Origin of the sequence: Thiohalobacter sp. IOR34, assembly GCF_030406045.1 — a bacterium.
Classification (GTDB): Bacteria; Pseudomonadota; Gammaproteobacteria; order Thiohalobacterales; family Thiohalobacteraceae.
In genome coordinates this window covers 501,857-528,549 of record NZ_CP128988.1, presented here as the reverse complement: position 1 = coordinate 528,549, position 26,693 = coordinate 501,857, and the positions used below count along the sequence as shown (strand labels likewise).

General features: G+C 67.2%; 23 protein-coding genes. 11 read left to right on the top strand and 12 right to left on the bottom strand.

Going from position 1 to position 26,693, the window contains the following annotated elements; all coding sequences use genetic code 11:
- Positions 1 to 87 precede the first annotated feature (87 nt).
- Positions 88 to 2,262 (bottom strand): GNAT family N-acetyltransferase, encoded by a 2,175-nt coding sequence (locus QVG61_RS02490; RefSeq protein WP_289931748.1) that lies wholly within the window; start codon positions 2,260 to 2,262, stop codon positions 88 to 90.
- Between the two features lie 395 nt (positions 2,263 to 2,657).
- On the opposite strand from QVG61_RS02490, the gene greB reads away from it, so the two are divergent.
- The 10 genes from greB (at position 2,658) to QVG61_RS02440 (ending at position 13,301) form a co-directional block, all read left to right on the top strand.
- On the top strand, positions 2,658 to 3,158 hold the full coding sequence (gene greB / locus QVG61_RS02485; protein WP_289931747.1) for a transcription elongation factor GreB: 501 nt from the start codon (positions 2,658 to 2,660) through the stop codon (positions 3,156 to 3,158).
- Positions 3,159 to 3,259: 101 nt separating this feature from the next.
- Positions 3,260 to 3,487 (top strand): hypothetical protein, encoded by a 228-nt coding sequence (locus QVG61_RS02480; protein ID WP_289931746.1) that lies wholly within the window; start codon positions 3,260 to 3,262, stop codon positions 3,485 to 3,487.
- A gap of 103 nt (positions 3,488 to 3,590) precedes the next feature.
- Entirely contained in the window at positions 3,591 to 4,040 is a 450-nt protein-coding gene (locus tag QVG61_RS02475) for a type II toxin-antitoxin system RatA family toxin (RefSeq protein ID WP_289931745.1), read from the top strand.
- Between the two features lie 359 nt (positions 4,041 to 4,399).
- Positions 4,400 to 5,791, top strand: a complete 1,392-nt coding sequence (locus tag QVG61_RS02470; RefSeq protein WP_289931744.1) for an isochorismate synthase — start codon at positions 4,400 to 4,402, stop codon at positions 5,789 to 5,791.
- Positions 5,767 to 7,503, top strand: coding sequence for a 2-succinyl-5-enolpyruvyl-6-hydroxy-3-cyclohexene-1-carboxylic-acid synthase (gene menD, locus QVG61_RS02465; RefSeq protein ID WP_289931743.1), 1,737 nt, complete (start codon positions 5,767 to 5,769; stop codon positions 7,501 to 7,503). The genes QVG61_RS02470 and menD overlap by 25 nt, the downstream gene beginning before the upstream one ends.
- A 333-nt stretch (positions 7,504 to 7,836) precedes the next feature.
- On the top strand, positions 7,837 to 8,658 hold the full coding sequence (gene menB / locus QVG61_RS02460; RefSeq protein ID WP_289931742.1) for a 1,4-dihydroxy-2-naphthoyl-CoA synthase: 822 nt from the start codon (positions 7,837 to 7,839) through the stop codon (positions 8,656 to 8,658).
- Between the two features lie 419 nt (positions 8,659 to 9,077).
- Positions 9,078 to 9,956, top strand: coding sequence for a 1,4-dihydroxy-2-naphthoate polyprenyltransferase (locus tag QVG61_RS02455; RefSeq protein WP_289931741.1), 879 nt, complete (start codon positions 9,078 to 9,080; stop codon positions 9,954 to 9,956).
- A gap of 1 nt (position 9,957) precedes the next feature.
- Positions 9,958 to 10,998, top strand: coding sequence for an o-succinylbenzoate synthase (gene menC, locus QVG61_RS02450; protein ID WP_289931740.1), 1,041 nt, complete (start codon positions 9,958 to 9,960; stop codon positions 10,996 to 10,998).
- A 308-nt stretch (positions 10,999 to 11,306) separates the two neighbouring features.
- Positions 11,307 to 11,717, top strand: coding sequence for an acyl-CoA thioesterase (locus QVG61_RS02445; RefSeq protein ID WP_289931739.1), 411 nt, complete (start codon positions 11,307 to 11,309; stop codon positions 11,715 to 11,717).
- A gap of 84 nt (positions 11,718 to 11,801) precedes the next feature.
- Positions 11,802 to 13,301, top strand: a complete 1,500-nt coding sequence (locus QVG61_RS02440; protein ID WP_289931738.1) for a formylglycine-generating enzyme family protein — start codon at positions 11,802 to 11,804, stop codon at positions 13,299 to 13,301.
- A 351-nt stretch (positions 13,302 to 13,652) separates the two neighbouring features.
- Here QVG61_RS02440 and QVG61_RS02435 read toward each other — a convergent pair whose 3' ends face one another.
- Entirely contained in the window at positions 13,653 to 15,791 is a 2,139-nt protein-coding gene (locus tag QVG61_RS02435) for an EAL domain-containing protein (protein WP_289931737.1), read from the bottom strand.
- 279 nt (positions 15,792 to 16,070) lie between these two features.
- Between QVG61_RS02435 and QVG61_RS02430 the strand changes: the two genes are divergently transcribed.
- Positions 16,071 to 16,541, top strand: coding sequence for a four-helix bundle copper-binding protein (locus QVG61_RS02430; protein ID WP_289931736.1), 471 nt, complete (start codon positions 16,071 to 16,073; stop codon positions 16,539 to 16,541).
- A 458-nt stretch (positions 16,542 to 16,999) separates the two neighbouring features.
- Here the strand turns inward: QVG61_RS02430 and QVG61_RS02425 are convergent, their stop codons facing one another.
- From QVG61_RS02425 to QVG61_RS02380, 10 genes are all read right to left on the bottom strand, one after another.
- Entirely contained in the window at positions 17,000 to 18,406 is a 1,407-nt protein-coding gene (locus QVG61_RS02425) for an AMP-binding protein (protein ID WP_289931735.1), read from the bottom strand.
- Positions 18,406 to 19,140: a class I SAM-dependent methyltransferase gene (locus QVG61_RS02420; protein ID WP_289931734.1), complete on the bottom strand. Its 735-nt coding sequence runs from the start codon at positions 19,138 to 19,140 to the stop codon at positions 18,406 to 18,408. The genes QVG61_RS02425 and QVG61_RS02420 overlap by 1 nt, the downstream gene beginning before the upstream one ends.
- Positions 19,137 to 19,964, bottom strand: a complete 828-nt coding sequence (locus QVG61_RS02415) for an ABC transporter permease subunit (RefSeq protein ID WP_289931733.1) — start codon at positions 19,962 to 19,964, stop codon at positions 19,137 to 19,139. The genes QVG61_RS02420 and QVG61_RS02415 overlap by 4 nt, the downstream gene beginning before the upstream one ends.
- Before the next feature lie 9 nt (positions 19,965 to 19,973).
- The gene (locus tag QVG61_RS02410) at positions 19,974 to 20,462 is read right to left on the bottom strand and encodes a hypothetical protein (RefSeq protein ID WP_289931732.1); all 489 of its coding nucleotides are present in this window, start codon (positions 20,460 to 20,462) and stop codon (positions 19,974 to 19,976) included.
- Complete coding sequence (locus QVG61_RS02405; protein WP_289931731.1) at positions 20,459 to 21,322, bottom strand: ABC transporter ATP-binding protein; 864 nt, start codon at positions 21,320 to 21,322, stop codon at positions 20,459 to 20,461. Before QVG61_RS02405 ends, QVG61_RS02410 begins: the two co-directional genes overlap by 4 nt.
- Before the next feature lie 146 nt (positions 21,323 to 21,468).
- On the bottom strand, positions 21,469 to 22,428 hold the full coding sequence (locus QVG61_RS02400; RefSeq protein ID WP_289931730.1) for a NapH/MauN family ferredoxin-type protein: 960 nt from the start codon (positions 22,426 to 22,428) through the stop codon (positions 21,469 to 21,471).
- Positions 22,425 to 23,258, bottom strand: a complete 834-nt coding sequence (locus QVG61_RS02395; RefSeq protein ID WP_354671199.1) for a 4Fe-4S dicluster domain-containing protein — start codon at positions 23,256 to 23,258, stop codon at positions 22,425 to 22,427. The genes QVG61_RS02400 and QVG61_RS02395 overlap by 4 nt, the downstream gene beginning before the upstream one ends.
- 5 nt (positions 23,259 to 23,263) lie before the next feature.
- On the bottom strand, positions 23,264 to 24,487 hold the full coding sequence (gene nosD, locus QVG61_RS02390; RefSeq protein ID WP_289931728.1) for a nitrous oxide reductase family maturation protein NosD: 1,224 nt from the start codon (positions 24,485 to 24,487) through the stop codon (positions 23,264 to 23,266).
- Between the two features lie 15 nt (positions 24,488 to 24,502).
- Entirely contained in the window at positions 24,503 to 25,678 is a 1,176-nt protein-coding gene (locus tag QVG61_RS02385) for a hypothetical protein (protein ID WP_289931727.1), read from the bottom strand.
- Positions 25,679 to 25,921: 243 nt separating this feature from the next.
- A complete protein-coding gene (locus tag QVG61_RS02380) occupies positions 25,922 to 26,623 on the bottom strand; it encodes a c-type cytochrome (protein WP_289931726.1) in 702 nt (233 codons plus the stop codon).
- Between the last annotated feature and the right edge of the window lie 70 nt (positions 26,624 to 26,693).

The window sequence follows — 26,693 nt, the reverse complement described above, 5'->3', positions numbered from 1 at the left end:
CCCGGAGCTGGATGGGAGCGGGCAGTGCCCGCCCTGCTTCCGACTTCTGACCCCGACCCCTAACTTCTGACTTCTGACTCCTGACTCCTAGCCCCTCATGCCCCCCGCCTCCAGCACCTGCCGCACCGCGCGGCGCAGCAGCGCCTCCCCCTCGGCCCTACCGCGCACCCCGCAGACGACACCGATCGACGCCCAGTCGCGTTTCTGCAACAGCTTGGCCAGCAGCGCATCGCGCAGCACAGGCTCCAGGCGCGCCGCCAGCGCGGGATCGGACAGGGCGCGCAGCGCCAGATGCCACAATGGCCCAAGGGTGGAGGCACAGGCGCGCCGCCCATAGGCGAAGGCGGCCAGGTCCTCCAGGTCCGCCGCCGTCAATTCGGTGTCCCGCAGCGACAATCCGCAGAGCAGGGCCGCCGCCCGGCGGGGTTCGAGATCGCGCAGGGGATCGGCCAACTGCTGCGGCAGCTGGACGGCGAAACGTTCCCTCGCCGTTCCGGCCAGGGCCTCGCCGGCCGGCGACAGGGGGTGCAGCAGCAGCACCGAATGGGCACCGCTGGCCGCTCCGCGGCGCACGCTGATCCGTACCGGCAAAAAGCCACCGCGGCGCCAGAAACGCAGCAGTGGCCGGGTCAGTCCGAAACTGACCCCGAGCAGGTCGAGGCCGGCCTCACGCGCCCAGTCGACGATGCCGGCAAGCAGTGCGCTGCCCAGCCCCTGCCCCTGCAGCGCGGGATGGACGGCGATACGCAGGATGCGCGCCGCCCGCCGTTCCGGCGCCTCACGCAATCCCAGGTGAACGGCCAGGGATTCGACCAGCAGGTGACCATGAGGCCGGCGTTCGCCCAGCCAGACGGCCCGGGCGGTGTCGGCATCGAAGCCACCCTCGGTGGTGAGCAGGGCCGTGGCCGCCACTCGGCCGTTACTGCGCAGCACAAACACGGACAGACCGGGGGCATCCAGCAGCTGGCGCAGATCGAAGGGCCGGGTCCGGTAGTGGGCGAGGGTCAGCAGCCCGAACACCTCGCCCAGCAGCGCCTCGTCGGCGGCCAGCTCGTCCTGCGACAGCCGTTCCACCGGCCCGAGCCTGCCGGCCGCCAGCTCATCCCCGGGCGCGGCCGCCGCATCCAGCAGCAGGGCGCGGAACACGAAGGCCTCCAGGGGATCGCCCGCCTGCCAGCGGACCGGATCACGCAGCTCCAGCCGCCGCCAACCAGGGGTGCGGCGATCGAGCACCCGGGCGAAACGCAGGCTGAACCCCTGTCCCGTCCCCTCGTAGCCATGCACCGTGGTGGCAAAGGCGATGCGCGCATGGCGCTGCAGCAGGTCGCTGAGCATGGGCGTGGGAATGGCGGCCGCCTCGTCGACCAGCAGCAGACCCGCCTGCTGTGGCTTTCGCAGCAGGGCATCCGGGGCAGCGAATTCAAGCACCCGGCCCTCCCATTCCAGCCGCCCGCCGCTGCCGACCGCCCCAGGCAGCAGTCGCGCGGCCTGCTCGAAAACCGCCTCCGCCGCCGCCGGGCGGGGGGCGGTGACCAGGACCCGTTCCAATCCGTCGCGCAACAGCCGCGCCGCGGCGATGCCGAAGGCGGCCGACTTGCCGCGGCCACGGTCCGCCACCAGCACCAGCGGCCGGCGCCGATGGCCGTGGGCAACCTGGATCACGGCGGCCACGGCCTGCTGCTGATCCGCCGTCAGGCAGTCGCCATCATCCACCGGCGCCGCGGCCTGAGCCGGCGCCGGGAGCGCCGGCAGGCGCAGTACCCGGCCGTCCTCGATCCGCATCAGCCCTAGCTCACTGCGGATCAGGCGCACCAGGCGTTGCAGGAAGCGTCCACCGGCATCGGCGATACCGAAGGGCGCGGGCACGATGCGCGCACAGGCCGGATCGGGCCGTGCCGGCCAGGTCTCCAGCGGCGGCGTCAGCAGTAACAGCAGACCACCCGCCCGCAGGGTCCCGCAGAGGGCCCCGAAGGCATCCGGGTCGAAACCCTGGTGGGCATCGAACACCAGCACGTCCAGCGCCTGGCCCAGGCGGCCGCGGGCCTGGCCGGGCGCGATCTGCGGCACCTGGGACGGCGCCTCGCCGCCATACCAGGCGAGCGCCTGCCCCGTCATCCCGGCCAGCAGCGCCTGCGCCTGCCGCCGGCAGTCGTCCGCCCCGCCGGCGATCAGCACCGGCAGTCGGTGACCGGCCGCGGCGGCGCGACGCCGTGCGCCATCGAGGGCGGCGCTCAGTTCGGCAGGGGAGTCGGAATCGGGCATGGTCGCTCTCCCACTAGTACTAAGACAAACGATAACAAAGCCTCATTCAGCGGGTCTCTGGTCGATCAGCCCGCAAGGCGCAATGGCGCCGGCAGGGTGATTCCCTGTCAAGCCATTGCAACGTTGCGGATGGCCGTCCAGAGGCCCGCCCGCAGGGAGCTTGCCAGGCGCCCCGGCTCTGCGTTGTGCCCCTTGGCAAGGGCGGGCCATTCCCTGCGGAGCACGCCTTGATCCGGGGCGCCTGGCAAGCTCTGAATGAGGCTTTGTTATCGTTTGTCTTAGTAACTGGGCCATCTTACCACCGGCCAATCGGACCCATTGCAGTACTGCCCCCTGCCTTCCGCCTTCCCCGCGCCGGCGTCTATACTCCCGCGCACACTGTGGAGAACAGCTCGATGGGCCGCTATCGTCCCCCTGCGCCACAGGGCGCACCCTATATCACCGCCGCCGGCCGGCGCCGTCTGGAGGCCGAGCTGGAGGCACTCTGGCAACGCCGCGCCGGCGTCACCCGGGCACTGGCCGCGGCTGCCGCCGAAGGCGACCGCTCGGAGAATGCCGAATACATCTACCGCAAGAAGGAGCTGCGCGAGATCGACCGGCGGATACGCTATCTGCAGAAGCGTCTGCCGACACTGAAAGTGGTCGACACCCTGCCCAGCGACCGCAGCCGTGTGTTCTTCGGCGCCTGGGTGATACTGGAAGACGCGGCAGGCAGCGAACACCGCTACCGCATCGTCGGGCCGGACGAATTCGATCCGGAACAGGGCTGGATCAGCTTGGACTCACCTCTCGCCAAGGCACTGCTGAAGAAGGCCGTCGACGACGAGATCCGGGTGCACACGCCACAGGGTGAGTGCCGCTACCTCATCACTGGCGTGGAATACGAGGATGCCTGATGCTCCCGCCGCCTTGACCCCTCTGCAAGCCTGAACTATAGGAATGGATGGGGCATGTGGACACAGCTCCATGCCGTCAAAGGACACCCAGATGCAGGAGGATGATGATGCACACGGTCTACATTCATATCGACGAGGAACTCGACGCCAGGCAACTCGATGCCATCGGCCGCAAGCTGAGCCGGCTGTCGCACGTGACGGACGTGGAGGTGAACGAAAAGGAGCCCCACGACCTGCTGGTCGAATACGAACCCCACGAAGGCCTGCCGATGGGTATCCTCAGCCAGCTCTCCAGCATGGGCCTCCACGCCGACGTGATGTCCTCCTGATGCGGCGGGAGGCCGGCGCGCCTCCATGCCCCCTTTCAACCGCGGCCGGTAGCGCACGACGCCCGGCCGCCTTGCGGCCCGGCATCCGGGCATTGCCAGTACCATGAGTCTTTGCCGTGAACGCCGCCTGCTGCCCTATGCCCCCGACGCGCTGTTCGCGCTGATCGCCGATATCGAGAGCTACCCCCGCTTCGTCCCCGGCTACCTCGACGCCCGCATCACCCGCCGCCAGGGCGATACCCTGTACGTCACCCAGACCCTGGGCATGGGTCCGGCCCGACTGCAGCTGGACACCATCGCCCGGCTCGATCCACCGCATGCCATCCACATCCGCAGCCCCCAGGGGGCGCCCGTGCGGGTGGCCATCGACTGGCGTCTCGACCCGGTGGGCGAGGGCTGCCGCCTCGAATTCACGGCCGAGGGCCAGGCCCGCAATCCCCTGCTCGACGGCCTGCTGCAACGCTGGTTCCAATGGAGCAACCGCCGGCTGCTGGCCGCCTTCGAGCAGGAGGCGCGCCGGCGCCTCACCCCCCGGCGGCAAGCGGGCGACTAGCCCTTTGCCTCGATCGCGGCCTGGAGGCCGCTCCTACGGGGCATGGCGGCACAATCTGATGTAGGAGCGGCCTCCAGGCCGCGATTGGACGGGATCCACGGCGGGCAATGCGCGGAGTCAGTCGAACAGGCGCAAAGCGTACCTCACCACAAGGGCCTGCCCAGCCGTGCCCGCCTATTGCACCAGGAATTCGCTGTGCAGGGGGAAGCCGGAAAAGCAGCCCGGGCGTTCAAACCGCAACGGGAGGCGGCAGGCCATGGCAGGCAGCATTTTCGCCCTGCTGCCGGTAGAATGAGGCCCCGTCACCGCTTTCGTCACACCCCATGCCCCAGACCCTCAACCCTCTCCGCTTCCGGCAAGTGCTCCAGAGACGTCTGACCCGGCAGCTCGCCGTGTTCGACGGCAGCGGCAACGACAGCGGCCTGCTGAGCATCACCCTGACGACGGCTGACCTCGACCCGCGCCGGCTGCCACCCCTGACAGGGCATTACCTCTACTGGGCCCGGCCGGCCGAGGGCCGCTACCGGCTCGGTCTGGGTGAAACGCTGGCGGTCAGGAGCGAGGGACCTGGCCGCTTCCGGGATCTGGCCGCAGCCCTGCCCGGGCGGGACTGGTGCTGGATCGATCCCGACCACAGCGGCCACCGCCCGGCCGCCTTCTGCGCCTTTGCCTTCGACCCCGGGGAAACGCCCGGGGATGCCTGGCAGGGGCTGCCCAACAGCCTGCTGCAGATTCCCAGCCTGCTGCTGCAGTGGCAAGACGGCCACGGCAGCCTGACCTTCAGCGCCCGCCGCAGCGAGTTGGCCCGGCCGCAGCGGCTGATCGAGGGCTGGCTGGACACCCTGACACCGCTGCTGGCCCCGGCGGCCACGGCCAACCCGACCGCCCCCCTGTGCGAGTTGAACCGGGCGGCCAGCGATAGCGCCTGGCTGCAGCTGGTCCAGCAGGCCACCGCCGACATCCGCGCCGGACGGCTGGAGAAGGTGGTCGCCGCCCGCGCTCTGCGCCTGCGCAGCCGCCACCCCTGGCAGGCCCCGGTCCTGCTCGGGCGCCTGGCTCGGCTCTATCCCGACTGCACCCTGCTGGCCGTCCACCTGGGGAAGCAGACGCTGATCTCCGCCACCCCCGAACGGCTGCTCAGCCTGCAGGGCGGCGTGCTGCGCTGCGATGCCCTGGGCGGCACCACAGGCCGCGACATCGACCCGCACCATGACCGCCTGCTCGCCCTGCGCCTGCGCAACAGCAAGAAGGCCCGCCACGAGCACGCCCTGGTGGTGACAGCCATCCGCCGCAGCCTGGAACCCCTCTGCGAGACCGTCGACGCCAGCGGCGAACCGGAAGTCGTGCGCCTGCGCAACCTGCAGCACCTCTGGACCGGCATCCGCGGGCGACTGCGTCCTGGCATCGGCCTGCTGGACGCCGCCGCCCGACTGCACCCGACACCGGCGGTTGCCGGCACCCCCACCACTGCAGCCTGCGACTGGCTGCGGCGCCACGAGGATCTGGCCCGCGGCTGGTACAGTGGCGGCGCGGGCTGGCTGGAACCTGGTGGCGACGGCGAGCTTGCCGTGCTGCTGCGCTGTGCCCTGCTCCAGGGCTGCGATGCCACCCTGTTCGCCGGCGCCGGCATCGTCGCCGACTCTGAGCCGCTGGCAGAACTGCGTGAGACCGAGATGAAGCTGGAGGCCATGCTGGAGGTCCTGCATGGCGAGGCGGGAGCGGCGCGATGCCTGAGCGCCCAGGGCTCATGAACGCCCCGTCGGCAGACAGGGCCGCACTCAACCTGCGCTGGGCCTACGCCCTGCTCGACGGCCTGGCCGCGGCCGGGACCGGCAGCCTGGTGATCTCGCCGGGCGCCCGATCCACCCCCCTCACCCTGGCCGCCATCCGCCACCCCGGTCTGGAGACGCACCTTCAGATCGATGAACGCAGTGCCGCCTTCTTCGCCCTCGGCCTGGCCCGTGCCCAGGGGCGACCGGTGGCGCTGGTCGCCACTTCGGGCAGCGCACCCGCGCACTGGCATCCGGCAGTGATCGAGGCCGACCGGGCCGGCGTGCCGCTGCTGCTGCTGTCGGCCGACCGTCCGCCGGAACAGCAGGACTGCGGCGCCAACCAGACCGTCGATCAGCTGCGCCTGTTCGGGACGGCGGTGCGCGGCTTCCATCAGGCAGGCGTGCCCGCCACAGAGACCCTCGACCAGGCGCGTGCCCTCGGGGTGCACGCCGCCCACCAGGCACAGTGGCCGCTGCCCGGCCCGGTCCATGTCAACCTGCCCTTCCGCGAGCCGCTGGTGCCCGGGGCAGGGGTGAGGTTCGATGCACCGGGCCCGGCCGTGCCCGTAGCGCGTCCGCAGCTGCGGGTGCCGGAGGAACAGCTGGCCCGGGTGGTGGAACGTCTCAGCGGCCATCCCGGCCTGATCGTCTGCGGTCCCGGTGACTTCGAGGCGGACTTCGCCGCGGCCGTCACCACCCTGGCGGCACACCTCGATTGCCCCCTGCTGGCCGACCCCCTGTCCGGCCTGCGCTTCGGCTCCCACGACCGCCGCCGGGTGCTCTGCCACTACGACGCCTTCCTGCGCCGCGACACCTTCCACCGCCGCCACCGGCCGGCCTGGGTGCTGCGCTTCGGCGCCATGCCGGTTTCCCGTGCTCTGCTGGACTACCTGGAGGGCCTCGCCCCCGGAGCCCTGATCCTGGTCGAACCGCACGGCCGCTGGCCCGATCCCCTGCACCGCGTCGGCGAGATGGTCCGCGCCAGCCCGGCCGGCTTCTGCCGGGCGCTCGCCGAACGCCTCCAGGCCTCCGCGAGGACGGACTGGACAGGGGCCTTTCTCGCCGAGGAAGCCCGCGCCGCAGGGCTGGCTGCGGAGCTTGCCAAGGCGGACGACTGGTTCGAGGCGCCCCTGCTGGCACGGCTGCTGGAAAGGCTGCCGGGCGGCGCCTGGCTGTTCTCCGGCAACTCACTGCCAATCCGCGACCTGGACAGCTTCTCCGGCAGCGGCCCGCGGCCGCTACGGCTGCTTGCCAACCGCGGCGCGAGCGGCATCGACGGCAACATCGCCACCCTGCTCGGCCTGGCCGCCGCCGCGCCAGCACCGGTCACCGGCCTGATCGGCGACCTGGCCTTTGCCCACGACCACGCCAGCCTGCTTGGTGCCCGCAACATCGACGCCACCCTGATCGTGATCAACAACGGTGGTGGCGGCATCTTCCGCCAGCTGCCGCAGGCCGGCCTGCCGGAGTTCGCCCCCTATTGGCTGACACCCCCCGGCCTGGAGGTGGCAGAGGTGGCCCGCTGCCACCGGCTGCCCTTCTGGCGCGTCGCTGACGCCGCCGCCTTCGAACAGGCGCTGGGGGAGGCAGGGGAGACGGAGGGTGTCAGACTCATCGAGGCGATCGTCGACCCCGAACTCAGCCTCGACCGCCGCCGCGCCTACTGGGCGGCGCTGGCGGATTCGCCCTGAGCATCGAATCCTTGGTGCAATATGCGGGTTAGCCTGCAAGCCCGGTCAGCCCGCTGCGGCAAATGTGGCGGGCATCGCCCGCCCAATCGCGGCCTGGAGGCCGCTCCTACAACACATTGTGCCGCCACGCCCCGTAGGAGCGGCCTCCAGGCCGCGATCGAGGCACAAGACAACCCCCGTCCAAACAGCCCTCTCTCAAGACCACCTCGAGCTTGCTTGTATAATCGCTCAAATGCCGATCATGCAGGCCGCCTTGGTGCAGTTGGCCTGTCCTGGCCCTCCCGCCTTGGGGTATGCTACGGCGTCCCCCGCAGATCCAGAAAAGGGCACCCCATGCACTGGCAGACCGTGAACGGCCTGGAATTCCAGGACATCCTCTACCACCACCTCGACGGCATCGCCAGGATCACCATCAACCGGCCCGAGGTGCGCAACGCCTTCCGCCCGGAGACCATCGAGGAACTCGCCCGCGCCTTCCACCACGCCCACCATGATCCGGACATCGGCGCCATCATCCTCACCGGCGCCGGCGACAAGGCCTTCTGCGCCGGCGGCGATCAGAAGGTGCGCGGCGATGCGGGCGGCTACAAGGACGGCCGGGGCGTGCAGCACCTCAACGTGCTCGACCTGCAGATGCAGATCCGCCGCCTGCCCAAGCCGGTGGTGGCCATGGTGGCCGGCTACGCCATCGGCGGCGGCCAGGTGCTGCACCTGGTCTGCGACCTCACCATCGCCGCCGACAACGCCCGCTTCGGTCAGACCGGACCCAGGGTCGGCAGCTTCGATGCCGGGCTCGGCGCCGGCCTGCTGGCCCGTACCGTGGGGCTCAAGAAGGCCAAGGAGATCTGGTTCCTGTGCCGCCAGTACGACGCCCGGCAGGCGCTGGAGATGGGGCTGGTCAACGCCGTGGTGCCGCTGGAGCGGCTCGAGGAGGAAACCCTTGCCTGGTGCCACGAAATGCTGCGGCTCTCGCCCACGGCACTCAGGGTGCTGAAGGCGGCCTTCAACGCCGATACCGATGGCCTGGCCGGCATCCAGGAACTGGCTGGCAACACCACCGCCCTCTTCTATATGACCGCGGAGGGCCAGGAGGGCCGCGACGCCTTCCTGGAGAAGCGTGATCCCGACTTCGGCCGCTTCCCGCGCCGTCCCTGAATATCCAAATAGGGCCACGAAACCCACGAAATCCGCGAAAAGTTATAGAGAGATAGCCACGGAAAACACGGAAGGCACGGACGAAGATCCATGTTTTTCAGAGCCTCGCTTCGCGTGGGGTCCGGGTAAAATTTTCCGTGTGTTCCGTGGCTAACCCGCATATTGCACGAAGGCGGCCTTGAAAGCGTAATTTTTCCGGTATTTATCAAGGCAGTGATTCCCTCTGCGAACAATTGTGCCCTGTTACAGTTTGTGCCTATTCGAGTTCAGACCAAATCTGGCGTCGCATTTTGCCCGATCCCCCTTGAACCATAGCGACGGCTATGCTTCGGCGGGCGATCGAACAAACTGCTTGGCCAGATTCGCCCTGAAACTCGAATCCTTCGTGCAATATACGGGCTAAGGATTTTTTCGTATCCATGAACCATCCACTCAAAATCTGGCTGCTGGCCATCCGGCCAAAGACCCTGAGCCTCGCGGTGACCCCAGTGCTGGTCGGCACCGCGCTGGCCTGGGCCGAGCAGCGGGCCTTCGCCTGGGGGCCACTGCTGGCCGCGCTAGGCGCCGCGCTGCTGATCCAGGCCGGCACCAATCTGCACAACGACGCCGCCGACTTCGAGCGCGGTGCCGACGGGCCGGACCGGCTGGGCCCCAGGCGCGTGACGGCAGAGGGCTGGCTCAGTCCGGCACGGGTGAGGATGGGCGCCCACCTGAGCTTCGCTGCCGCCCTGCTGCTCGGCGCCTACCTGGTCCGGGTCGGCGGCTGGCCCATTCTGCTGTTGGGACTGGTCTCGCTGGCGGCCGGCTACGCCTACACCGGCGGCCCGAAACCCATCGCCTACACCCCGCTGGGCGAACTTTTCGTCCTCCTCTTCTTCGGCATCGCGGCCGTCGCAGGCAGCAGCTACCTCCAGACCTACAGCGTCTCGGCCCATGCGTTGCTGGCTGGTGGCGCCGTCGGGCTGATCGCCGCCGCGGTGCTGCTGGTCAACAACTACCGCGATCTGGAAACCGACCGCCGCGCCGGCAAGCACACCCTGGCGGTGACCCTCGGCCGGCCGTCCGTCCGCTTGCTCTATGCACTGCTGCTGTTGCTCCCCTTCGCGCTGATCCTGCCGCTGCACCGGCTGACCGGCGATGCGCTCTGGCTGACCGGCCTGGCGCTGCCGATGGCACTGTGGCTGATCCGGATGCTGTGGCGCGCCCCCATCGACACCGGCCTGAACCGCCTGCTGGCCCGCACCGCCCAGCTCCAGTTGCTGTTCGGCCTGCTGCTCGGTCTGGCGCTGATCGGTTGATATGCACGGCCGGCTGCTGCCCTATCGACTGCCGCTGAAACGCCCCTGGTCCAGCGCCGCCGGCCGCTTCGGGGAGCGCCGCGGCTGGCTGCTGGAACTGGTGGATGACGAGGGGCGGCGGGGCTGGGGCGACTGCGCCCCGCTGCCGCAGGCCGGTACCGAAGATCCCCGGCAGGCCGTCGCTTGGCTGGAACAGCGACTGGCCGGGATCGAAGGGCAGTCGGCCGGAACCCTGTTGAGATCCCTGCCGGACGAGGCGCCGCCCGCCGCGCGCTGCGCCCTGGAGACCGCCCTGCTGGACCTCGAGGCGCGGGCGGCGGGCCGGCCGCTCTCTCGTCGACTGGAGATCAACGCCGCCGCCTCGGTCGCCGTAAACGCCAGCCTCGGCGCCCTCGATGCCGACACGGCCGACCGGCTCGCCGACGCGGCGGGCTTCCGGGTGGTCAAACTCAAGGTTGGGATGGCACCGCCGGCAGATGATCTCAAGGCGCTCGAACGACTGGCCAACCGTCTGCCGCCGGGCGTCACCCTCCGGCTGGACGCCAACCGTGCCTGGAACCCGGAGCAGGCCCGAGGATTCATGGAGGCGCTCGACGGGCTGCCGATCGAATCACTGGAGGAACCCCTGGCCGAACCCTCGCTGGAGATGCTGGCCGAACTCCAGGCCACGGCGCCCTGCCCATTGGCGCTGGACGAATCACTGGGACGCTTCGACCATGACCGGCTGTTGAGGGAGCTCCCGGTCGAGCGGCTGATCCTCAAGCCCATGGTGCTGGGCGGCCCCTTGGCGGCACTGAGGCTGGGCCGGCAGGCGCTCGCCAACGGCATGGAATGCGTGGTCACCACCACGGTCGACAGCGCCATCGGCGCCTGGGCCGCCGTGCACCTGGCGGCGGCACTGAACAACGGCCTGGCGCACGGCCTGGCGACCGGCGACTGGCTGGCGGAGGACGTCGCGCCCGCGCCGGCCATCCGGGAAGGGTACATCCACCTGCCCGACAGACCCGGCCTCGGCATCGAGCCCCGGAAAGACTTCGCATAGCCCGGATATTGCACCAAGGCGGCCCGCATGATCGGCGTGCAGACTGACATACAAGGCCGGGAGGCTCGCAAATAGGCCCTCGTGGCGGGGTACGGTTTGTGCCTATTCGATCTCAGAACGCATCTGGCTGCGCATCCTGGCCGATCCCCCTTGAACCATAGCTACGGCTATGTTTCCGCGGGCGATCGGCCAGGCTGCTTTGCCAGCTCCGCCCTGAGAATCGAATCCTTGGTGCAATATCCGGGATAGACGTCCCCCGCCGGGATCGCCACAGGCGGCATACTTCCACCGTGGTGTAATATCCCCCCATGACCGACGCACCCGCATTCAGCCATGCCATCACCGTCCCCTTGCAGGATGTCGACGCCGCCGGGGTGGTGTTCTTCGCCCACCTGTTCCGCTATGCCCACGAGGCCTACGAGGCCTTCATGGCGGAACGCGGCCAGGCCCTGCCGGCACTGCTGGCCGCGGGCCGGCTGGCGCTGCCGGTGGTCCATGCCGAGGCCGACTACCGGGCACCCCTGCATCACGGAGAACAACTGACGATGGCGCTGCGCGTGGCAGCCATCGGTGAGCACAGTTTCACCCTCGACTATCGGCTGCTCGACGCAGCGAACGGGGAACGTGCCCGCCTGCAGACGGTGCATGCCGTGCTGGATGCAAGCAGCCGGCAGCCCTGCCCCCTGCCGAGCGGACTGCGCGCCGCGCTCTCGGCATGATTGCCGGCGAGCTGTGCGGGTCGGTGCGAATTCAGTAGACTGGTCGCCGGATAATCCCGCCCGACAGACTGCCAGGAAGACCCGATGGATGCACGACGCTGGCTGCCCCTGCTGTTGATCGCCTGCCTCGGCCTGCTGCGCACGGTCGAAGCCAGCGATGGACCCGGCTTCGATCTGATCACCATGAAGAACGGCGACATCCATCAGGGCACCGTCGCCCGGGAGGCCTTCCACTTCCAGACGCCCTACGGCACCCTGTCCATCCCCTACGGCCTGATGGGCCGCCTGGTGATGGGTAACGAACGACGGCCGGACCGGCTGCTGACCCGCCTCGGCGACCACTTCGAGGGCCGGCTGCTGGACGAGGAGATCGTCGTCCTGCGCGTCCTCGACCCCCTGCTGCCTCTGCACCCTGATGACATCGCCGAGATCAGCTTCACCCCCCGGCGCCTGCGCCACCGCCCGCCGGCTCTGCCTGACGTCGTGGAAACACGCAACGGCAGCCGCTTCGTTGGCCGCCTGCTCGACGCCGGCATCGTACTCGAGACAGCGGACGGGAGGCGCAGTATCGGCTTCTCCGACATCCACCTGCTCGACGTCGCCAGCCTGATGGACGGCGACGAGCTGCGCATCCAGGTGCAGCTCAACGGCGGCAGTATCCAGCAGGGCCGCCCGGCCACGTCCCTGCTGCGCGTGGAGAACCGCTATGGCGGGATCCTGAACATCCCCCTGGAAGCCATCAGCCGGCTGGCCGTCGGCGTCCAGTACCGGTCGGGGCCGCCCGCCGCCAGCTACCGACGCCATCTCAACCCCGCGGCCCTGCTGCGCGACCGCATGGTCGATGGCACCCCGGGACCGGAGCTGATCCTGCTGCGCGGCGGCGAGTTCATGCGCGGCTCCAGCGACGGCGACGATGACGAGCGGCCGCCGCTGCCGGTCCGGCTGCGGCCCTTCGCCATCGGCCTGAACGAGGTGACCTTCGAGGAGTACGACCGCTTCTGCAGGGAGACCGGGCACGAGCTGCCGGACGACAGCGACTGGGGCCGCGGCCAACGGCCGGTCATCAACGTCTCCTGGAAGGATGCCGTCGCCTACACCCGCTGGCTGAGCCGCAAGACCGGCCAGACCTACCGCCTGCCGAGCGATGCCGAATGGGAGTACGCGGCACGGGCAGGGAGCCGCAGCCGTTTCTGGTGGGGCGACGAACCGGGCCGGGCACGGGCCAACTGCGAGGGCTGCGGCTCGCTGTGGGACGGCGACAAGACCGCCCCGGTCGGCCGCTTCCCGCCCAATGCCTTCGGCCTGCACGATACCGCCGGCAATGTCTTCGAGTGGGTGGCCGACTGCTACCACGACAGCTTCGCCAAGGCCCCGGCCGATGGCCGGCCGCTGGACAAACCAGGCTGCGGCAAGCGTGTGATCCGCGGCGGCGCCTGGAGCTTTCCGCCCAGCGAGAGCCGCTCCGCCAACCGCTGGCGCGACTTCCCCAGCCGGCGCAGCGACGATACCGGCTTCCGCGTGGTACGCGAACTGCCGCCGCCAGCAAGAGGAGAGGCCGTTGAAACAGAGCCCCAAGGCGAGTAGGCCCCGGAACAGGCCTGAAGCCCTGAACACGGCATATTTGGTTGCCGGGTTAATAACACCACGCCAATCGCGGCCTGGAGGCCGCTCCTACGTGGCATGGCGGCACCATGGTAGGAGCGGCCTCCAGGCCGCGATCCCCGGCAGGTCCAGCCGCCATCATCCGGGGGTCCTGATGCAATATGCGGGCTAACAGCCTGTCGGACTCAGGACTGATCTACTGCGCGGGTGGGAGAGCGGCCCGAATCTCCCCGATTTCTCGTTGCGTAGTGCCCGCTATGCGCCTCGAAATCGTGAAGATTCGTTCTCGTTCTCCCACCCTGCTCGCTACGATCGCCTAAGTCCGACAGGCTGCTAACCCCCAGCGCCCAGCCGCTCGGCATCGTTGTGACAGCCGGCATCGAGCAGGGCAAGGATCTCGGCAGCGGGCTGTGGCCTGAGGAAGTAATAACCCTGCGCCCATTTGCACTTCAGCGACTGCAGACGCTGCAACTGGCTTTCGGTCTCCACCCCCTCGGCCACCACCTGGGCATCGAAGTCACGGGCCAGCAGCATGATGGTCCGTACCAGTGACAGCCCCTTGCCACGCATATCCATGTCCTGCACGAAATCCTTGTCGATCTTGAGGGTGTCGAAACGGAACTCGTGCAGATAGGTCAGCGAGCAGTAGCCCTTGCCGAAGTCGTCGAGGCTGACATGGATGCCCCGGCCACGCAGACCGTCGATCACCCTGGCGGCCTGCCGACGATGCTGGATGAGCATGGTCTCGGTGATCTCGCAGTGCAGTTGTTCCGGCGCCAGTGCAGTCTCTGCGAGGATCCGGTCCAGGGTCTGCAACAGATTCTCATGCACCAGTTGCTTGCCGGACAGGTTGACCGAGACGAAGAAGGCTTCCTCGATCCCGAAACGCCGGTTCCAGTCGGCGATCTGCCGGCAGGCCTGCTGCATCACCCATTCGCCGATTGGCATGATCAGGCCGGTTTCCTCGGCGATGGGAATGAAGCGGTCCGGCGGGATATCGCCCAGTGTCGGGTGATGCCAGCGCAACAGGGCCTCGAAACCACTGATGGTATTGGCCGCGATGTCGATGATCGGCTGATAGTAGACCTCCAGCTGTCCCTTCGGCAGGGCACTGCGCAGATCGTTCTCCATCTGCATCAGCTCCATGGCCCGCTGGTGCAACTCCGGATTGAAGATGTGGATGCGGCCGCGACCACCCTCCTTGGCGCGGTACATGGCCGTATCGGCGTCACGGATCAGTTCTTCGGGACTGCGGTATTTCCGGTTGCCGAAACACAGACCAAGGCTGGCGTTGGTGTAGAGCACACCGGAGGCGAGATGGAAGCCCGGCTGCAGGGTTTCGAGGATACGCTCGGCCACCAGCACCGCCTCCGCCTCGCTGCCGAAGTCCTCCAGCAGGAAAGTGAACTCGTCGCCGCCGAGGCGTGCCACCGTGTCGGTGGGGCGGATCGCCTTGCGGAACCGCCGCGCCACCTGCAGCAGCATCTGGTCGCCGATCTGATGACCGTAGCTGTCGTTGAGATTCTTGAAGCGGTCGAGATCTAGGAAACAGACGGCATAGAGATAGTTGTCCGCGCGCTCCCGGCGCTGCATCGCCCGAGCGACCCGGTCCGTGAACAGCAGCCTGTTGGGCAGCCCGGTCAGCTCGTCATGCAGCGCATCGTGCTCGAGCTGGGCCAGCAGCTGCAGCCGTTCCCGGTGGCGGCGGAGGGTGAAACCGGCAAAGGCCAGAATGCCGCTGACACCGACCAGCCAGACGATGCCATGCGTCACCTGCATCGATTGCGCGGTTGCCGCCGCCGCGTCCAGATAGGGCTGCAACGGTATGGAGACGCTGATCCCGCCCCGCAGATCGCCCTCCTTGAAACCCAGATAACCGTGACACTTGACGCAGCCCTCGGTCATGTACATCGGCTTCATGTAACGCAGGTAGGGCCTGCCGTCGATCTCGCTCTGCTCGATCACCTCCGTGACACCGGCCTCGAAGGCATCCAGCGCCTTGCGCTCCCAGGGATCCGGGGCGTTGATCGGATTGATCTGCACCTTGCCGGTGATCTTGCCCTTGATGCCGTATTCCTTCTCGAATTCCTGGGTCATCTGCCGCATCATGTAGGCCGGATTCATCAGCGTCAGACGCTTGCCATCGGTGGTTACCACATCACGGTCAGGCAGATGGGCAAGATAGGGATTGGGCGGCGTGCGCTCATCGGGGGGCACATAGACACCGCCGTGACGCGTCGCCCAGCGGCGGAAGGCGAGATCCTTGTTCCAATTGGCACGCGCCTCGGAAATGGCCAGGGTGACCTTCTCCTGATTGAGGTTGCTGATATTCCAGTAGAGGGAAAAGGCGCTCAACGCGGTCCACATCAGCAGGGCAGTAAGGGTGCCGAGAATGATCGGGCGACGCTGAAAGACGCTGGTCTTCTCACGCCGCAGATGGGAAACGCCGTTGCCTGCCAAGCCGCTGCTCATCGATTCACCGTGTAGCGCCATGTCCTCGCGCGACTCTTGTCCACCCCTTGTCCCGGCATGCCCACAGACCGGCATCGGGGAATCCCGTGCCATATTATTAACCCGGCAACTAAATATGCCGTGTTCTGCCGTCGCAAAACCGTCGGCACCTTCGAACAATGCACGATACATGCCGACTTTTCGGCACCTGTTGAAAATCGGCCGGCATGCCGTCATCATGCGGCGGACGACATGCCATAGCGTGCGCTGCCTGAGACGACCATAAAAGGACAAGAAGACATGGCGAAAGCATCGATGACCGCATCCCCCTCCAACCCCTTCCGCCGCGACCTGCTGAAGGGCGCCCTGGCGAGCGGCGTGCTGCTGGCCAGCAGCCAGTCCCTGGCCAGCGAGCACATGCATCACCATGCCGGCAATCCCCACGAAGCGTTGATCGACACGGCGCTGGACTGCCTGAAGAAGGGCCAGCTGTGCATCGACCACTGCATGGAGCTGTTCAAGCGCGGCGACACCTCGGTTGCCGAATGCGCCGATTCGGTGCAGGAGATGCTGGCCATGTGCAGCGCCCTGGAGAAGATGGCCGCCTACCGCTCCGACCGGCTCAAGGCCGTCGCCCGTGTCTGCGCGGACGTCTGCAAGGTCTGCGAGAAGGCCTGCCGCAAGCACGAGGACAAGCATGCCGAGTGCAAGGCCTGCGCCGATGCCTGCGCCGACTGCATCGAGGCCTGCGAGAAACTCATCCGCGCCTGATCGCGACTGCTGATCAGAGACCTTTCGGGATTTCTGCCTGGCACGGCCCATCTAGCCCGGACATTGCATCAGGCCCCGGATGAAGGCGTGCCTGGACCCACCGGAGATCGCGGCCTGGAGGCCGCTCCTACCGGGATTCTGCCATGCCCCGTAGGAGCGGCCTCCAGGCCGCGATTGGCGTGATGTAACAGGCCTTGGGAGTCTGTCGAATCTAGCCCGCATATTGCACGAAGGCGGCCTTGAATGCGTAATTTTTCGGTATTCATCAAGGCAGTGATCCCCTATGCGAGCAATTGTGCCCTGTTACGGTTTGTGCCTATTCGAGTTCAGAGCAAATCTGGCGTCGCATTCTGCCCGATCCCCCTTGAACCCTAGCTACGGCCATGCTTCTATGGCGATCGAACAAACTGCTTGGCCAGATTCGCCCTGAGCATCGAATCCTTGGTGCAATATGCGGGTCAGCCGCCCCCCCTCTTTGAGAGTCCTTCCTCGGCCCAGCGCCGCAACCGCCGCCGGTCGAGCTTGCCGCTGGCGGTCTGCGGCAGCTCCGACACCTGGCGGATGATACGCGGCCGCAGCGCGCCCGCCAGATGGGTCCGGCACCAGTCCTCGACGGCCGACGGCCCGGCCGACCCGCGGTAGAAGGCCACCAGCACCTCCCCCCACACGGGATCACGGTGACCGCTGACCGCCACCCCGGCCACCCCGGGACAGGCCGCCAGCAGGCCCTCGACCGCCTCCGGCTGCACCGTCTCGCCACCGCTCAGCAGCGCCTGGTCGGCCCGCCCCAGCAGGCTCAGCCGCCCGAGCTCGTCCAGTCGGCCCCGATCCCCGGTATGCAACCATTCGCCAGCCTCCATCCAGGGAGTCTGCAGCTCGATGACGCCCTCGGAGGCGCCCGGCTGTCCCGCCGCATCCAGCAGCCGTACCGCGAAGCCGGGCAGTGGCGTGCCGACGCAGGCCGGGTCCTCCCCCAAGGCGAGCGGCCGGGCGGCAACCTGGGAAGCGGTCTCGGTCATGCCGTAGGTGACCCACAGCGGCCAACCGGCAGCCAGGGCCCGCTCGGCCAGGGCCGGTGACAGCGGCCCGCCGCCGACCAGCACCACCCGCAGCGAGGCGGGGGGCTGCGCACCGGCCTCCAGCAGACGCGCCAGCATGGCCGGCACCAGGGACAGATGGCTGACGGGCTGGCGCTCCAGATCGCGGGCCACGGCCGCGGCATCGAAGCGGCCATGCAGACGCACGGCAGCGCCGGCGGCCGCGCAGCGCAGGAGCACGGACAGACCGCCGACATGGAACAGCGGCAGGCAGGCCAGCCACAGGTCTGAGGGAGCGAGCCGCAACCGCCGGTTGACCGCCTCGACGCTGGCCGCCAGCGCCGCATCACCGAGCGCCACCAGCTTGGGGCGGCCGCCGGAACCGCTGGTCGACAGCCACAACCGGGCGCTGAGCGGCGGCTGTGCCGGCGGCAGATCGATGGGTTCGGCCATGGCCGCGGCCTCAAGCAGCTCCCCGGGCGTCATGCCGTCCCCCGCCGCGTCCCCATCCCGGATCAGCCGATGAGACGGCAGCGCCGCCAGCAGATCTGCCCGCCAGCCGGGCGGCAGGTCCGGGTCGAGGGGCATCAGCGCCCGGCCGCCGAGCAGCGCGGCATGCAGCAGGCAGACCAGGAATTCGCTGTCGCGGGTCTGCACGACCAGCACCTCGGCCGACGAACCGGGTTCACGCAGGGCCGCGGCGAGCCGGCGCGTCCGCTCCAGCATGCCGGCGTAGTCGAGACTGGCGGTCGGCCCCAGCAGGGCCGGCGCCCGTGGCCGGCATTGCGCAGCCTGCAGCAGCCAGTCACAGGGCGCCGCCGGCTCCATCAGACGTCGGCCTTGACCCCGATGTGCAGGCAGGCGATGCCGAAGGACAGGTTGCGATAGCGCACCGACTCGAAACCCGCCTGCAGCATGATGGCCCTCATCGTCTCCTGGTCGGGAAAGCGGCGGATGGATTCCACCAGGTAATGGTAGGCAGCCGGCTGACGCGCCACCAGGGCACCGAGGCGGGGAATGACCAGGAAGGAATAGAGGTTGTAGAAGGGGCGGATCAACGCCCAGGGACGTGAGAACTCCAGGCACAGACAGCGGCCGCCCGGCTTCAGCACCCGGTGCATCTCGCGCAACGCCTCCTCCATGTCGGTCATGTTGCGGATGCCGAAGGCGATGGTCAGGGTGTCGACCGAGGCGTCTGCCAGCGGCAGGGCCTCGCCAGTCGCCGCGATGCAGCGCACGCCGTCCAGGCCCCGGGCACGGCCGGCCTGCATCATCGCCAGGCTGGGATCGACCAGCAGCACCGCGCGACCGTCACCGCTCAGAGCCCGCGCCACGTCACCGGTACCGCCGGCCAGATCGACCAGGCACTGGCCGCCAGTGGCCGCCGCCTCGCGCACCAGCACCCGCTTCCACAGCCGGTGGATGCCGAAGCTCATGAAGTCGTTCATGAGGTCGTAGCGTGGCGCCACCGACTCGAACACCTGGCGAATGCGCCGCTGGCGCTCGGCCGGATCGACCTGCTGGAAACCGAAGCTGTGCTTGAGGGGCGCCCCCCCGCTCATGGCAGATCGCTGCGCCGGAACAGTTGATAGCCGACCGCCGCACAGAGGGTGCCGATCAGCAGGGGATAGACCAGGGCCCAGATCAGATAGCCGGCGTGGCCGAAGAAATCGAGAATGATGAAGGCGGTCGGACCGAGCATCACCAACTGGGCATCGAACAACATCATCGCCGCGGTGCGAAACACCTGCAACGGATTGGCCAGGGCGACGGCCACCGCACCCTCGGGACTCAACCCGCCACGGATCAGGATCCCAAGCAGGATCAGGTCGAGGAGCAGGATCAGGGCCAGCCAGATGACGAAGGCGGCGCCCTGGGCGACATCGGCGGTACGCGCCACGCTGGAGATCAGCATGCCGATGCCGAGGAAACACCAGGCCAGCACCACCAGCAGGGCGGTGTAATAGCCGAACATGAACCAGGGCACCTCGGCCGACTTGATCAGCGCCCAGACCACGGCACCGGCCATGGCCAGGAACACCGGCAGGAAGACCACCACGAAGCGGCCCAGCAGCTTGCCCCAGAACCAGGCGCCGAGCGAGATGGGCAATGACAGCATGTACTCGAACACCCCGGCCTCGCGGTCACCGGCCACCGAACGCACCGTGGTGATGAGCACGAAGATCGGCAGGATGGCCATGGTCAGCTGGATGTAGGTGATGAGCAGCCGGGAGAGCCCGGTGAAGCCCATGACCCGGGATTCGGTGAGGCCGAACACGAACAGCAGCACCACCACGCCGCCGAAGATGGCCGTATAGACCTGGAACCAGCGGGTGCGCAGCGATTCGATGATGTCGGCCCAGGCGGCCAGCCACAGATGCCTCATGCCTCCACCTCAGTGATGCTCATGGGCATGTTCCTCGAGATTCGCTCCGGGCGCGTTGTAGCGCCGCTCGCGTTCCAGCACCAGCTGGCGCGCCTGCTGGTAGCTCATGCCGCCCTCGACCGGCTCCGCCTGGGCGCCGATACCGAACTCCATCGGCGTCACGTCGCCGTCGACATAGGTCGCGCTGCGGCCGTCGATCCAGCGGCCATCACGCCGGTCGGTGACCCAGATCTCGGTAGCCGGGTCGTCCTTCCAGGGCTGATCCTCCAGCCACAGCATGGCACCGCCGATGTCATCGAACTTGTAGACCTTGCGATCCGGGCCGCTGCGGATCTGGGCGGCATGAAAACGGTCGCTCAGCACCATCCGGCAGCGGTCGCAGGTATCGCGATCCCACTTGACCTCTACCGGGCCGGTTTCGGGGCCCCGCGAGCAGGCCAGCAGCAGGCCGCCAAGGGCAGCAAGCAGCAGGATGCGGAAGGCTTTCACGAGATTCATGCGGTTTCTTCTCCTGTCTCTTCCATGCGGATGGCGCTGAGCAGGCCTGCGTAACGCGACAGTACGCCGAGAAAGCGCAGCCGGTCGGCCCCCGCCACCAACCCCGTCCAGCACAGCCCCCCGGCCGGCTGGAAACCCCACTGCGCCAGGCTGCGGGCAAAGGCCGGCTCCTCTCGATTGATGCGCAGCTCGCAGCGCAGTTGGCTGTCGAGATCGACCCGGTCTGCCACCCGATCGTCCAGCACCACCTGCCCCTGGTCCATCTCCACCACCCGGTTGACCAGCGAGGCCACCTCGTCGAGGCGGTGGCTGGAGATGAGCATCACCGTCTCCTCCGGCTTCTCGGCCAGCAGCTGGAAGAAGATGTGCCGCGCCTCGGGATCGAGATTGGCGGCCGGCTCATCCATGATCAGCAGGCGGCTGTCACGCCCAAGGGCGATGCTGATCAGGATCTTCTGCTTCTGGCCACCGGACAGACGCACGAAGGGCCGCTTGCGGAGCAGCTCCAGGTCGAGGCCGAGGCGCCGGGCCATCGCCTCCATGCGCCCGGGATCGGCGTCGCAGACGTCGGCGGCGAAGTGGATCAACTGACCGACCGGCATCTTCAACGGCGGTGGCAACTGGGGCACGAAGCCGACCTGCTTCAGCACTTCGGTACGCTGCGCGTGCACGTCCTGACCATCGATGCTGATGCTGCCTTCGAAGTGGTATTCTCCGAGCAGACAGCGGATCAGGGTGGTCTTGCCGGCACCGTTGGAACCGACCAGGGCCAGGCGGCTCCCGGAGGGGATGTCCAGATCGATGCCCTTCAGGGCCTGGAACTTGCGAAAGCGCTTGGCGACCTGCTGGAAACGGATCATCGAGTCTCTATTCCGGTTGTTGCAAGGCGCCGGCCAGCGCAAGGGGGCGCTGTCTGCGACGCGGATTCATGGGACCGGCCGGCAGCCCGGCGATGGTTCGCGATCATACCGTAAAACGGCGCCCGGCCGCAGGCTGCCACAGCGGTTCAACGCCCGGGCAGCTTGTACTCGAAACGCAGCGAGTTGGTCGGGCACTGATCGACGCACAGGCCACAGCGGGTACAATCGGCACCGACGTCCACCTTCGCATCGCGGGCCCGGCCCTTGATGGTCATGTCCAGCACGTGCGGCACCAGGCAGACCTTGCGGCAATCCCCCTCGTGGGCGCAATCCTGCAGATGGTAGGTGACCCGCAGCGGGCTGGCCAGGCCGACGATGCCGTAGGTCATGCCGATGGGGCAGACATAGCGGCACCAGGCACGGCGTGACACGAAGACCTCGAACAACAGCAGCACGCCGACCCAGACCAGCGCCAGTCCCGGGCCATAGATCAGCGCCCGGCTGACGATGCCGGTCGGCGAGATGGTCTCGAACACCGTGTAGCCGGTGGCCAGCGCCAGCAGCGCGAAGACCAGATACAGCACCGTGCGCAGCCCGCGATGGAAGCTGTAGTTGCGCGCCAGCTTCTTCTTCGCCAGCCACAGATGCAGGCTCTCGGCCCATTCGGCCAGCAGGTGGTAGGGACAGACCCAGGAACAGAAGGTCCGCCCGCCGAGCAGCAGCCACATCACCAGCACGGTCGAGGTACCGATCACCAGATTGATCAGCACCTCCTTGAAGGCCAGCATCACCTGCAGCGAGGAATTGAGATCCGCCATGTGGAAGCCCATGAAGCGCGAGGCGGTGAGCGCGCCTTCCAGCAGCTGGATGTCGAGCCAGTAGGAGAGCACGAACAGGAGATTGATGGCCAGCAGGGTCAACCAGCGGCGGTTGCGCCACTTGTGACTCTTGTGCTCGGCGTGCAGCCGCTCCAGTCGTTCCACGTCCAGCTTGTGGGTCTTCTTGTAGAAATGGATCTCCTGCGCCGCCGGCCGGATCTCCTCCCTGGCCGGCTTGCGCGGCGCCCGCCCCAGCATCTGCATGAAGGATTCACTGATGTAACTCATGCCGTCTCCGCCGTCTTCCGACTGTCGACCACGATGGCCGGCTCGCCCTCCACCGGGCAGATCATCTCGCACACCCCGCAGCCGACGCAGCCCTCCAGCACCACCGGCGTCATGCGCACCTTGCCATCCTCGCCCTCGATCGGCTCCAGGCGGATGGCATGCTTGGGCGGACACTGGTTGGGGTCGCCGGAGGGCGGCTTGCCGGCCTCGCACTGGCTGGCGCGGATCTCGATCGGACACTGGCGCACGCAGAGGTCGCAGATCTCCAGGTCGTAGGGATGATCGCGGACATAGAGTGGATTCCAGCGGTCGATCTCGTCGTAACGCAGCTTGCCGCCGAAGCCGGCGCCGCGGGCCAGCCCCTTGAAGCCCTTGCCCTGGATTGCCAGGCAGGCCGCGGGCCGCGCCAGGCGGGCGAAGCCCATGCGCGTCTCGTGCGGGTAGTTGATCTCGTGGGTCAGCGCCCCGGTGGGACAGGCCAGCACACACTGCAGGCCATCGCAGGAAAAGTCGCAGGCCTGGTCACGGGCGGCAATGTAGGGTGTGCCGACCCCGAAACCGCTGTCGATGTCTTCCAGGTGGATGGCCTCCACCGGACAGACCTGCACGCACTGGCCACACTTGATGCAGGCAGCGAGAAACTCGTCCTCCTCAAGGGCACCCGGCGGGCGCAGGCGCAGCGGTCCGCCCTTGACCACCGGCACGAACCCCAGCAGTGAAAGGGATACCAGACCGGTACCCAAAGCCACACTGCGCAGGAATTCACGGCGCTGCTTCTGCTGCCGCGGGTTGAGGCGACGCCGCCCCGGCGGGCGTGGCGGTGGCTTGATCTCGCTCACAGCCTGTTCTCCATTTCCATCAACGGTCGCTGGTCACGCAGCACCAGTTGCGGCGGCGTGAACGGCGCCAGGCGCTCCAGGAAGTCCAGCACCTCCAGCATCGGTGTGCCACGGAAGAACTGCGCCGCAGGCACATCCTGCCAGATGCGGTCGGCATAGGAATAGTTCTCGTAGGGGGTGTCACCGATGCCGTCACCATCAAGATCGAAGCCCTGGTAGCTGTCCCAGTAGTTGCCCTGCCAGTCGTTGCGGTTGGCGGTGGCACCGTCACTGACCACCACCTCGGTCAGGTTACCCTTGAACAGGTTGCGGTGAAAGGCATTTCCCTGCCAGTCGTTGAGGAAACGCACGGCGATGTTGTTGAAGGCGATGACGTTGCCGGTAAAACGGTTGACGGTGTCCGGCTGGTAGGGTGACACATCGAGGTACAGGGCGGTCGCATTGTAGAGGATCCGGTTGTTCTCGATGGTCACATCGGAGGTCTCCTTGAAACCGATTCCCACCCCGGTGGCACCCACTGCCCGCGCGATGTAATTGTCACGGATCTCGACGCCATCGCTGTACATCAGGAAGATGCCCACGGAATTGTCGGTATAGGTATTACCCTCGACCTTGTTGTACTGGGAGTACATGAAGTGCAGGGCATAGCGGCCGCCGCGACTGTCGTTGCGGGCGATGAGATTGTCCTTTGAATACCAGACCACCATGTCACGCGCATTGCGGATCACGTTGTCCGTGATCTTGTTGCCGAAGCTGTACCAGAGCCGCACCGCATCGCCACGCATACCCAGGGCCACCTCCTTGGAGCTGATGCGGTTGCGACGCACCACGTTGTTTTCAGACTGCTGCAGGTCGAGGCCGAACAGGCAATCATCGATGATGTTGTCCTTGATGACATTGAACTTGCCACGCACCTGCACACCGGCGTCAATGGTGTTGTGCAGGGCACCGGAGTTGGTCAGATGCAGATTGCGCAGCACGGCACCATCGGTGTGCAGATAGATCACCGAGCCCTTGCCGCCTGCATCGATGGTCACCTTGCCCCGGCCATCCAGGGTAATGCCCTTGTCGATGGTGATGGGGCCGGCATAGACGCCGGGCTCGGGCTGGACGATGTCGCCGGGCTTGGCGGCATCGATCATCGCCTGCAGGCCTGGCCGGGCGGCCAGCACCGGCAGACCGGCCAGCATCAGCAACAGCGCGAGCAGAAGGCGAACCATTCCGTCCCTTCCCATCTAGCCCCCGGAGCTGTCCTGCAACTGGCGATGGCGGATCACGGCCGCCACGGCGAGCAGCAGCGACATGAGCATCATCAGGCCAAAGCCGATGTAGGGGTAGGAATAGGTCGCGAACTGCGCCACCTTGCCCTGCCCGAACACCGTGGGCATGAAGGGCTTGACCGTGAAAGCCCCCATGGGATTCAGGTTGTGACCGAAGAACCACAGCCAGGCGGCGTAGTCGATGACGAAGAACACCGGCAGGGCCATGGGCACCAGCACCAGCAGCCAGTAGAACAGGCCACCGGTGCGGCGGGTCGTCGCCAGCAGCACCAGCATGGCCAGCACCAGACCGGCGAACACCGCATGGGTGGCAATCGCCACCTTCTTCACCATCGGCTCGATCTCGGCCGGGTTGTTGAAATAGCGCCCCAGGCTCTTGCCATAGTGCCAGGTCATCACCTGGAAGGTGCTGCCATTCCAGGGTTCACCCTTGCCGGTACGCTCGCGGTCCTTCTCGTAGTTCACCCGCATCTGCTCGATCAGGCGCTGCTTCTCGCTCAGATGTTCGGTTTCCGCCGGTTTGGCCGCAGTCACGCCCGAACTTTCCAGCGAACGGCGCAGAGCCTCGACGATGGCGCTGCTGCTGGCCTCTTCCTCCGCGCCCTCGGCGGTGGCCTCCTGATCCAGCGAGGTGACCAGGGCGCGAATATAGCCCTCGTTTTCATACTGCAGGCCGTTCTCGGCATACAGGGTGAGGTACATCCATACCAGGATGGCCGCAAAACCCGCCGTCATGACTCCGGTTCGCAGTCCCGGTGAGCGAATCATGAAACCGACCAGCATCACCCCCAGGAAGACGACCAGAAACTGCGAATAGGCGCGTTCTACCGGGCCGCCGGCGGCAATGGGGTACATGCCGACATAGTGGTTGATGGTGTCCATCTCGTGAACGCAGTCGAGGGCCTCGCTTTCCTCGATCTCCCGGTTCTCGATCTTCTTGCAGCCGTTGAACACACCATTCATGTGGAAATGGATGCGCACCCCGTCGGGGAAGGCCTCCGGCGGATAGTTGGGTGCCTTCAGCGCCACCCACCAGATCGGGCTGTAATAGATGGCCACCAGCAGCAGCAGGGCAAGCACGCCCAGGGCGGTGACGATGAGATTCTGTCTGTTTTGAGTGTCCGCATTCACGATCAGTACCTTTGCGTCGAGAGAGACAGGTGGATATGAAGCGGCATTCTGGCCTGCATGGGCCAGTGCGGCAAGGAACTGCCACACGACCGACAGTCCGTACGTTCAGAGGACATCCCTCCGCCGCCACGTCGCTTGCGGCCCGGGGCATCCCGGAATCCGCACGGCCCTGTCAGGAATACCGGGAAGGCGGGCGGGGCGGGGGCAGGACGCCCCCGCCCGTCAGCCGATACTGCGTGGACCTCAGTCGAAGTCCGGGTTCTTCCAGTCCTTGGACGGCGCCAGGTCTTCCTTGGGCGGCTTGATGCGCGACACGTAGTCGATCACGGCGCGCATGTCGTCGTCGGTGAAGCTCGCGATCTGCTTGACCATGTCCGGATTGGCGTTGCGCCGCTTGCCATCCCGGATCCACTCGAACTGGCGCAGCATGTACTTGTAGTGCTGGCCCTGGATACGTGGATAGAACTTCTTGTTGCTGCCCTCGCCCTTCTCGCCATGGCACTTGACGCAGTTTTCCTTGTACAGCTTCTCGCCGCGCGCCAGATCGGTGCCAGGCCCCACGCCGTTGTCCGGGTTCATCTTCAGGGTCTGGATGTAGGCGGTGACGTCGGCCAGCGCCTGGGCATCACCGATCGACTCCGGCAGGGCGAAGGGATACATGGTCGGGTTGTCGCGGTTACCGGCGCGGATGTCCGCCAGCTGCTTGATCAGCACATTGCGGTGCTGGCCGGCGAGCTGGGGAAAGGTGCCGTCCTCGGTACCCCAACCTTCGGGCATGTGGCAGGCGGAACAGACCTCGAAGACGTCCAGGCCGTTTTCCAGGTCCGGCTTCAGCGCCATTGCCTTGTCCAGCTCCTCGCCGTGCATGCTCCACGCTCCGGCGGTACCGGACAGGACCATGCTGACGGCCAGTCCCGCGGCCTTCAATACACTCTTCTTTAACATAGGGTTCTCCTGCAACTCGTTGAACGTTGAAAGCCGGCCCCTTGTAGGCCCAGCCTGCCGCCGGAATATT

What these genes read in the sequence shown, in the direction of transcription:
- QVG61_RS02490 (WP_289931748.1), bottom strand. Translation starts at nt 2,262, where the DNA reads ATGCCCGATTCCGACTCCCCTGCCGAACTGAGCGCCGCCCTCGATGGC.
- greB (WP_289931747.1), top strand. Translation starts at nt 2,658, where the DNA reads ATGGGCCGCTATCGTCCCCCTGCGCCACAGGGCGCACCCTATATCACC.
- QVG61_RS02480 (WP_289931746.1), top strand. Translation starts at nt 3,260, where the DNA reads ATGATGATGCACACGGTCTACATTCATATCGACGAGGAACTCGACGCC.
- QVG61_RS02475 (WP_289931745.1), top strand. Translation starts at nt 3,591, where the DNA reads ATGAGTCTTTGCCGTGAACGCCGCCTGCTGCCCTATGCCCCCGACGCG.
- menD (WP_289931743.1), top strand. Translation starts at nt 5,767, where the DNA reads ATGCCTGAGCGCCCAGGGCTCATGAACGCCCCGTCGGCAGACAGGGCC.
- menB (WP_289931742.1), top strand. Translation starts at nt 7,837, where the DNA reads ATGCACTGGCAGACCGTGAACGGCCTGGAATTCCAGGACATCCTCTAC.
- QVG61_RS02455 (WP_289931741.1), top strand. Translation starts at nt 9,078, where the DNA reads ATGAACCATCCACTCAAAATCTGGCTGCTGGCCATCCGGCCAAAGACC.
- menC (WP_289931740.1), top strand. Translation starts at nt 9,958, where the DNA reads ATGCACGGCCGGCTGCTGCCCTATCGACTGCCGCTGAAACGCCCCTGG.
- QVG61_RS02445 (WP_289931739.1), top strand. Translation starts at nt 11,307, where the DNA reads ATGACCGACGCACCCGCATTCAGCCATGCCATCACCGTCCCCTTGCAG.
- QVG61_RS02440 (WP_289931738.1), top strand. Translation starts at nt 11,802, where the DNA reads ATGGATGCACGACGCTGGCTGCCCCTGCTGTTGATCGCCTGCCTCGGC.
- QVG61_RS02435 (WP_289931737.1), bottom strand. Translation starts at nt 15,791, where the DNA reads ATGAGCAGCGGCTTGGCAGGCAACGGCGTTTCCCATCTGCGGCGTGAG.
- QVG61_RS02430 (WP_289931736.1), top strand. Translation starts at nt 16,071, where the DNA reads ATGGCGAAAGCATCGATGACCGCATCCCCCTCCAACCCCTTCCGCCGC.
- QVG61_RS02425 (WP_289931735.1), bottom strand. Translation starts at nt 18,406, where the DNA reads ATGGAGCCGGCGGCGCCCTGTGACTGGCTGCTGCAGGCTGCGCAATGC.
- QVG61_RS02420 (WP_289931734.1), bottom strand. Translation starts at nt 19,140, where the DNA reads ATGAGCGGGGGGGCGCCCCTCAAGCACAGCTTCGGTTTCCAGCAGGTC.
- QVG61_RS02415 (WP_289931733.1), bottom strand. Translation starts at nt 19,964, where the DNA reads ATGAGGCATCTGTGGCTGGCCGCCTGGGCCGACATCATCGAATCGCTG.
- QVG61_RS02410 (WP_289931732.1), bottom strand. Translation starts at nt 20,462, where the DNA reads ATGAATCTCGTGAAAGCCTTCCGCATCCTGCTGCTTGCTGCCCTTGGC.
- QVG61_RS02405 (WP_289931731.1), bottom strand. Translation starts at nt 21,322, where the DNA reads ATGATCCGTTTCCAGCAGGTCGCCAAGCGCTTTCGCAAGTTCCAGGCC.
- QVG61_RS02400 (WP_289931730.1), bottom strand. Translation starts at nt 22,428, where the DNA reads ATGAGTTACATCAGTGAATCCTTCATGCAGATGCTGGGGCGGGCGCCG.
- nosD (WP_289931728.1), bottom strand. Translation starts at nt 24,487, where the DNA reads ATGGTTCGCCTTCTGCTCGCGCTGTTGCTGATGCTGGCCGGTCTGCCG.
- QVG61_RS02380 (WP_289931726.1), bottom strand. Translation starts at nt 26,623, where the DNA reads ATGTTAAAGAAGAGTGTATTGAAGGCCGCGGGACTGGCCGTCAGCATG.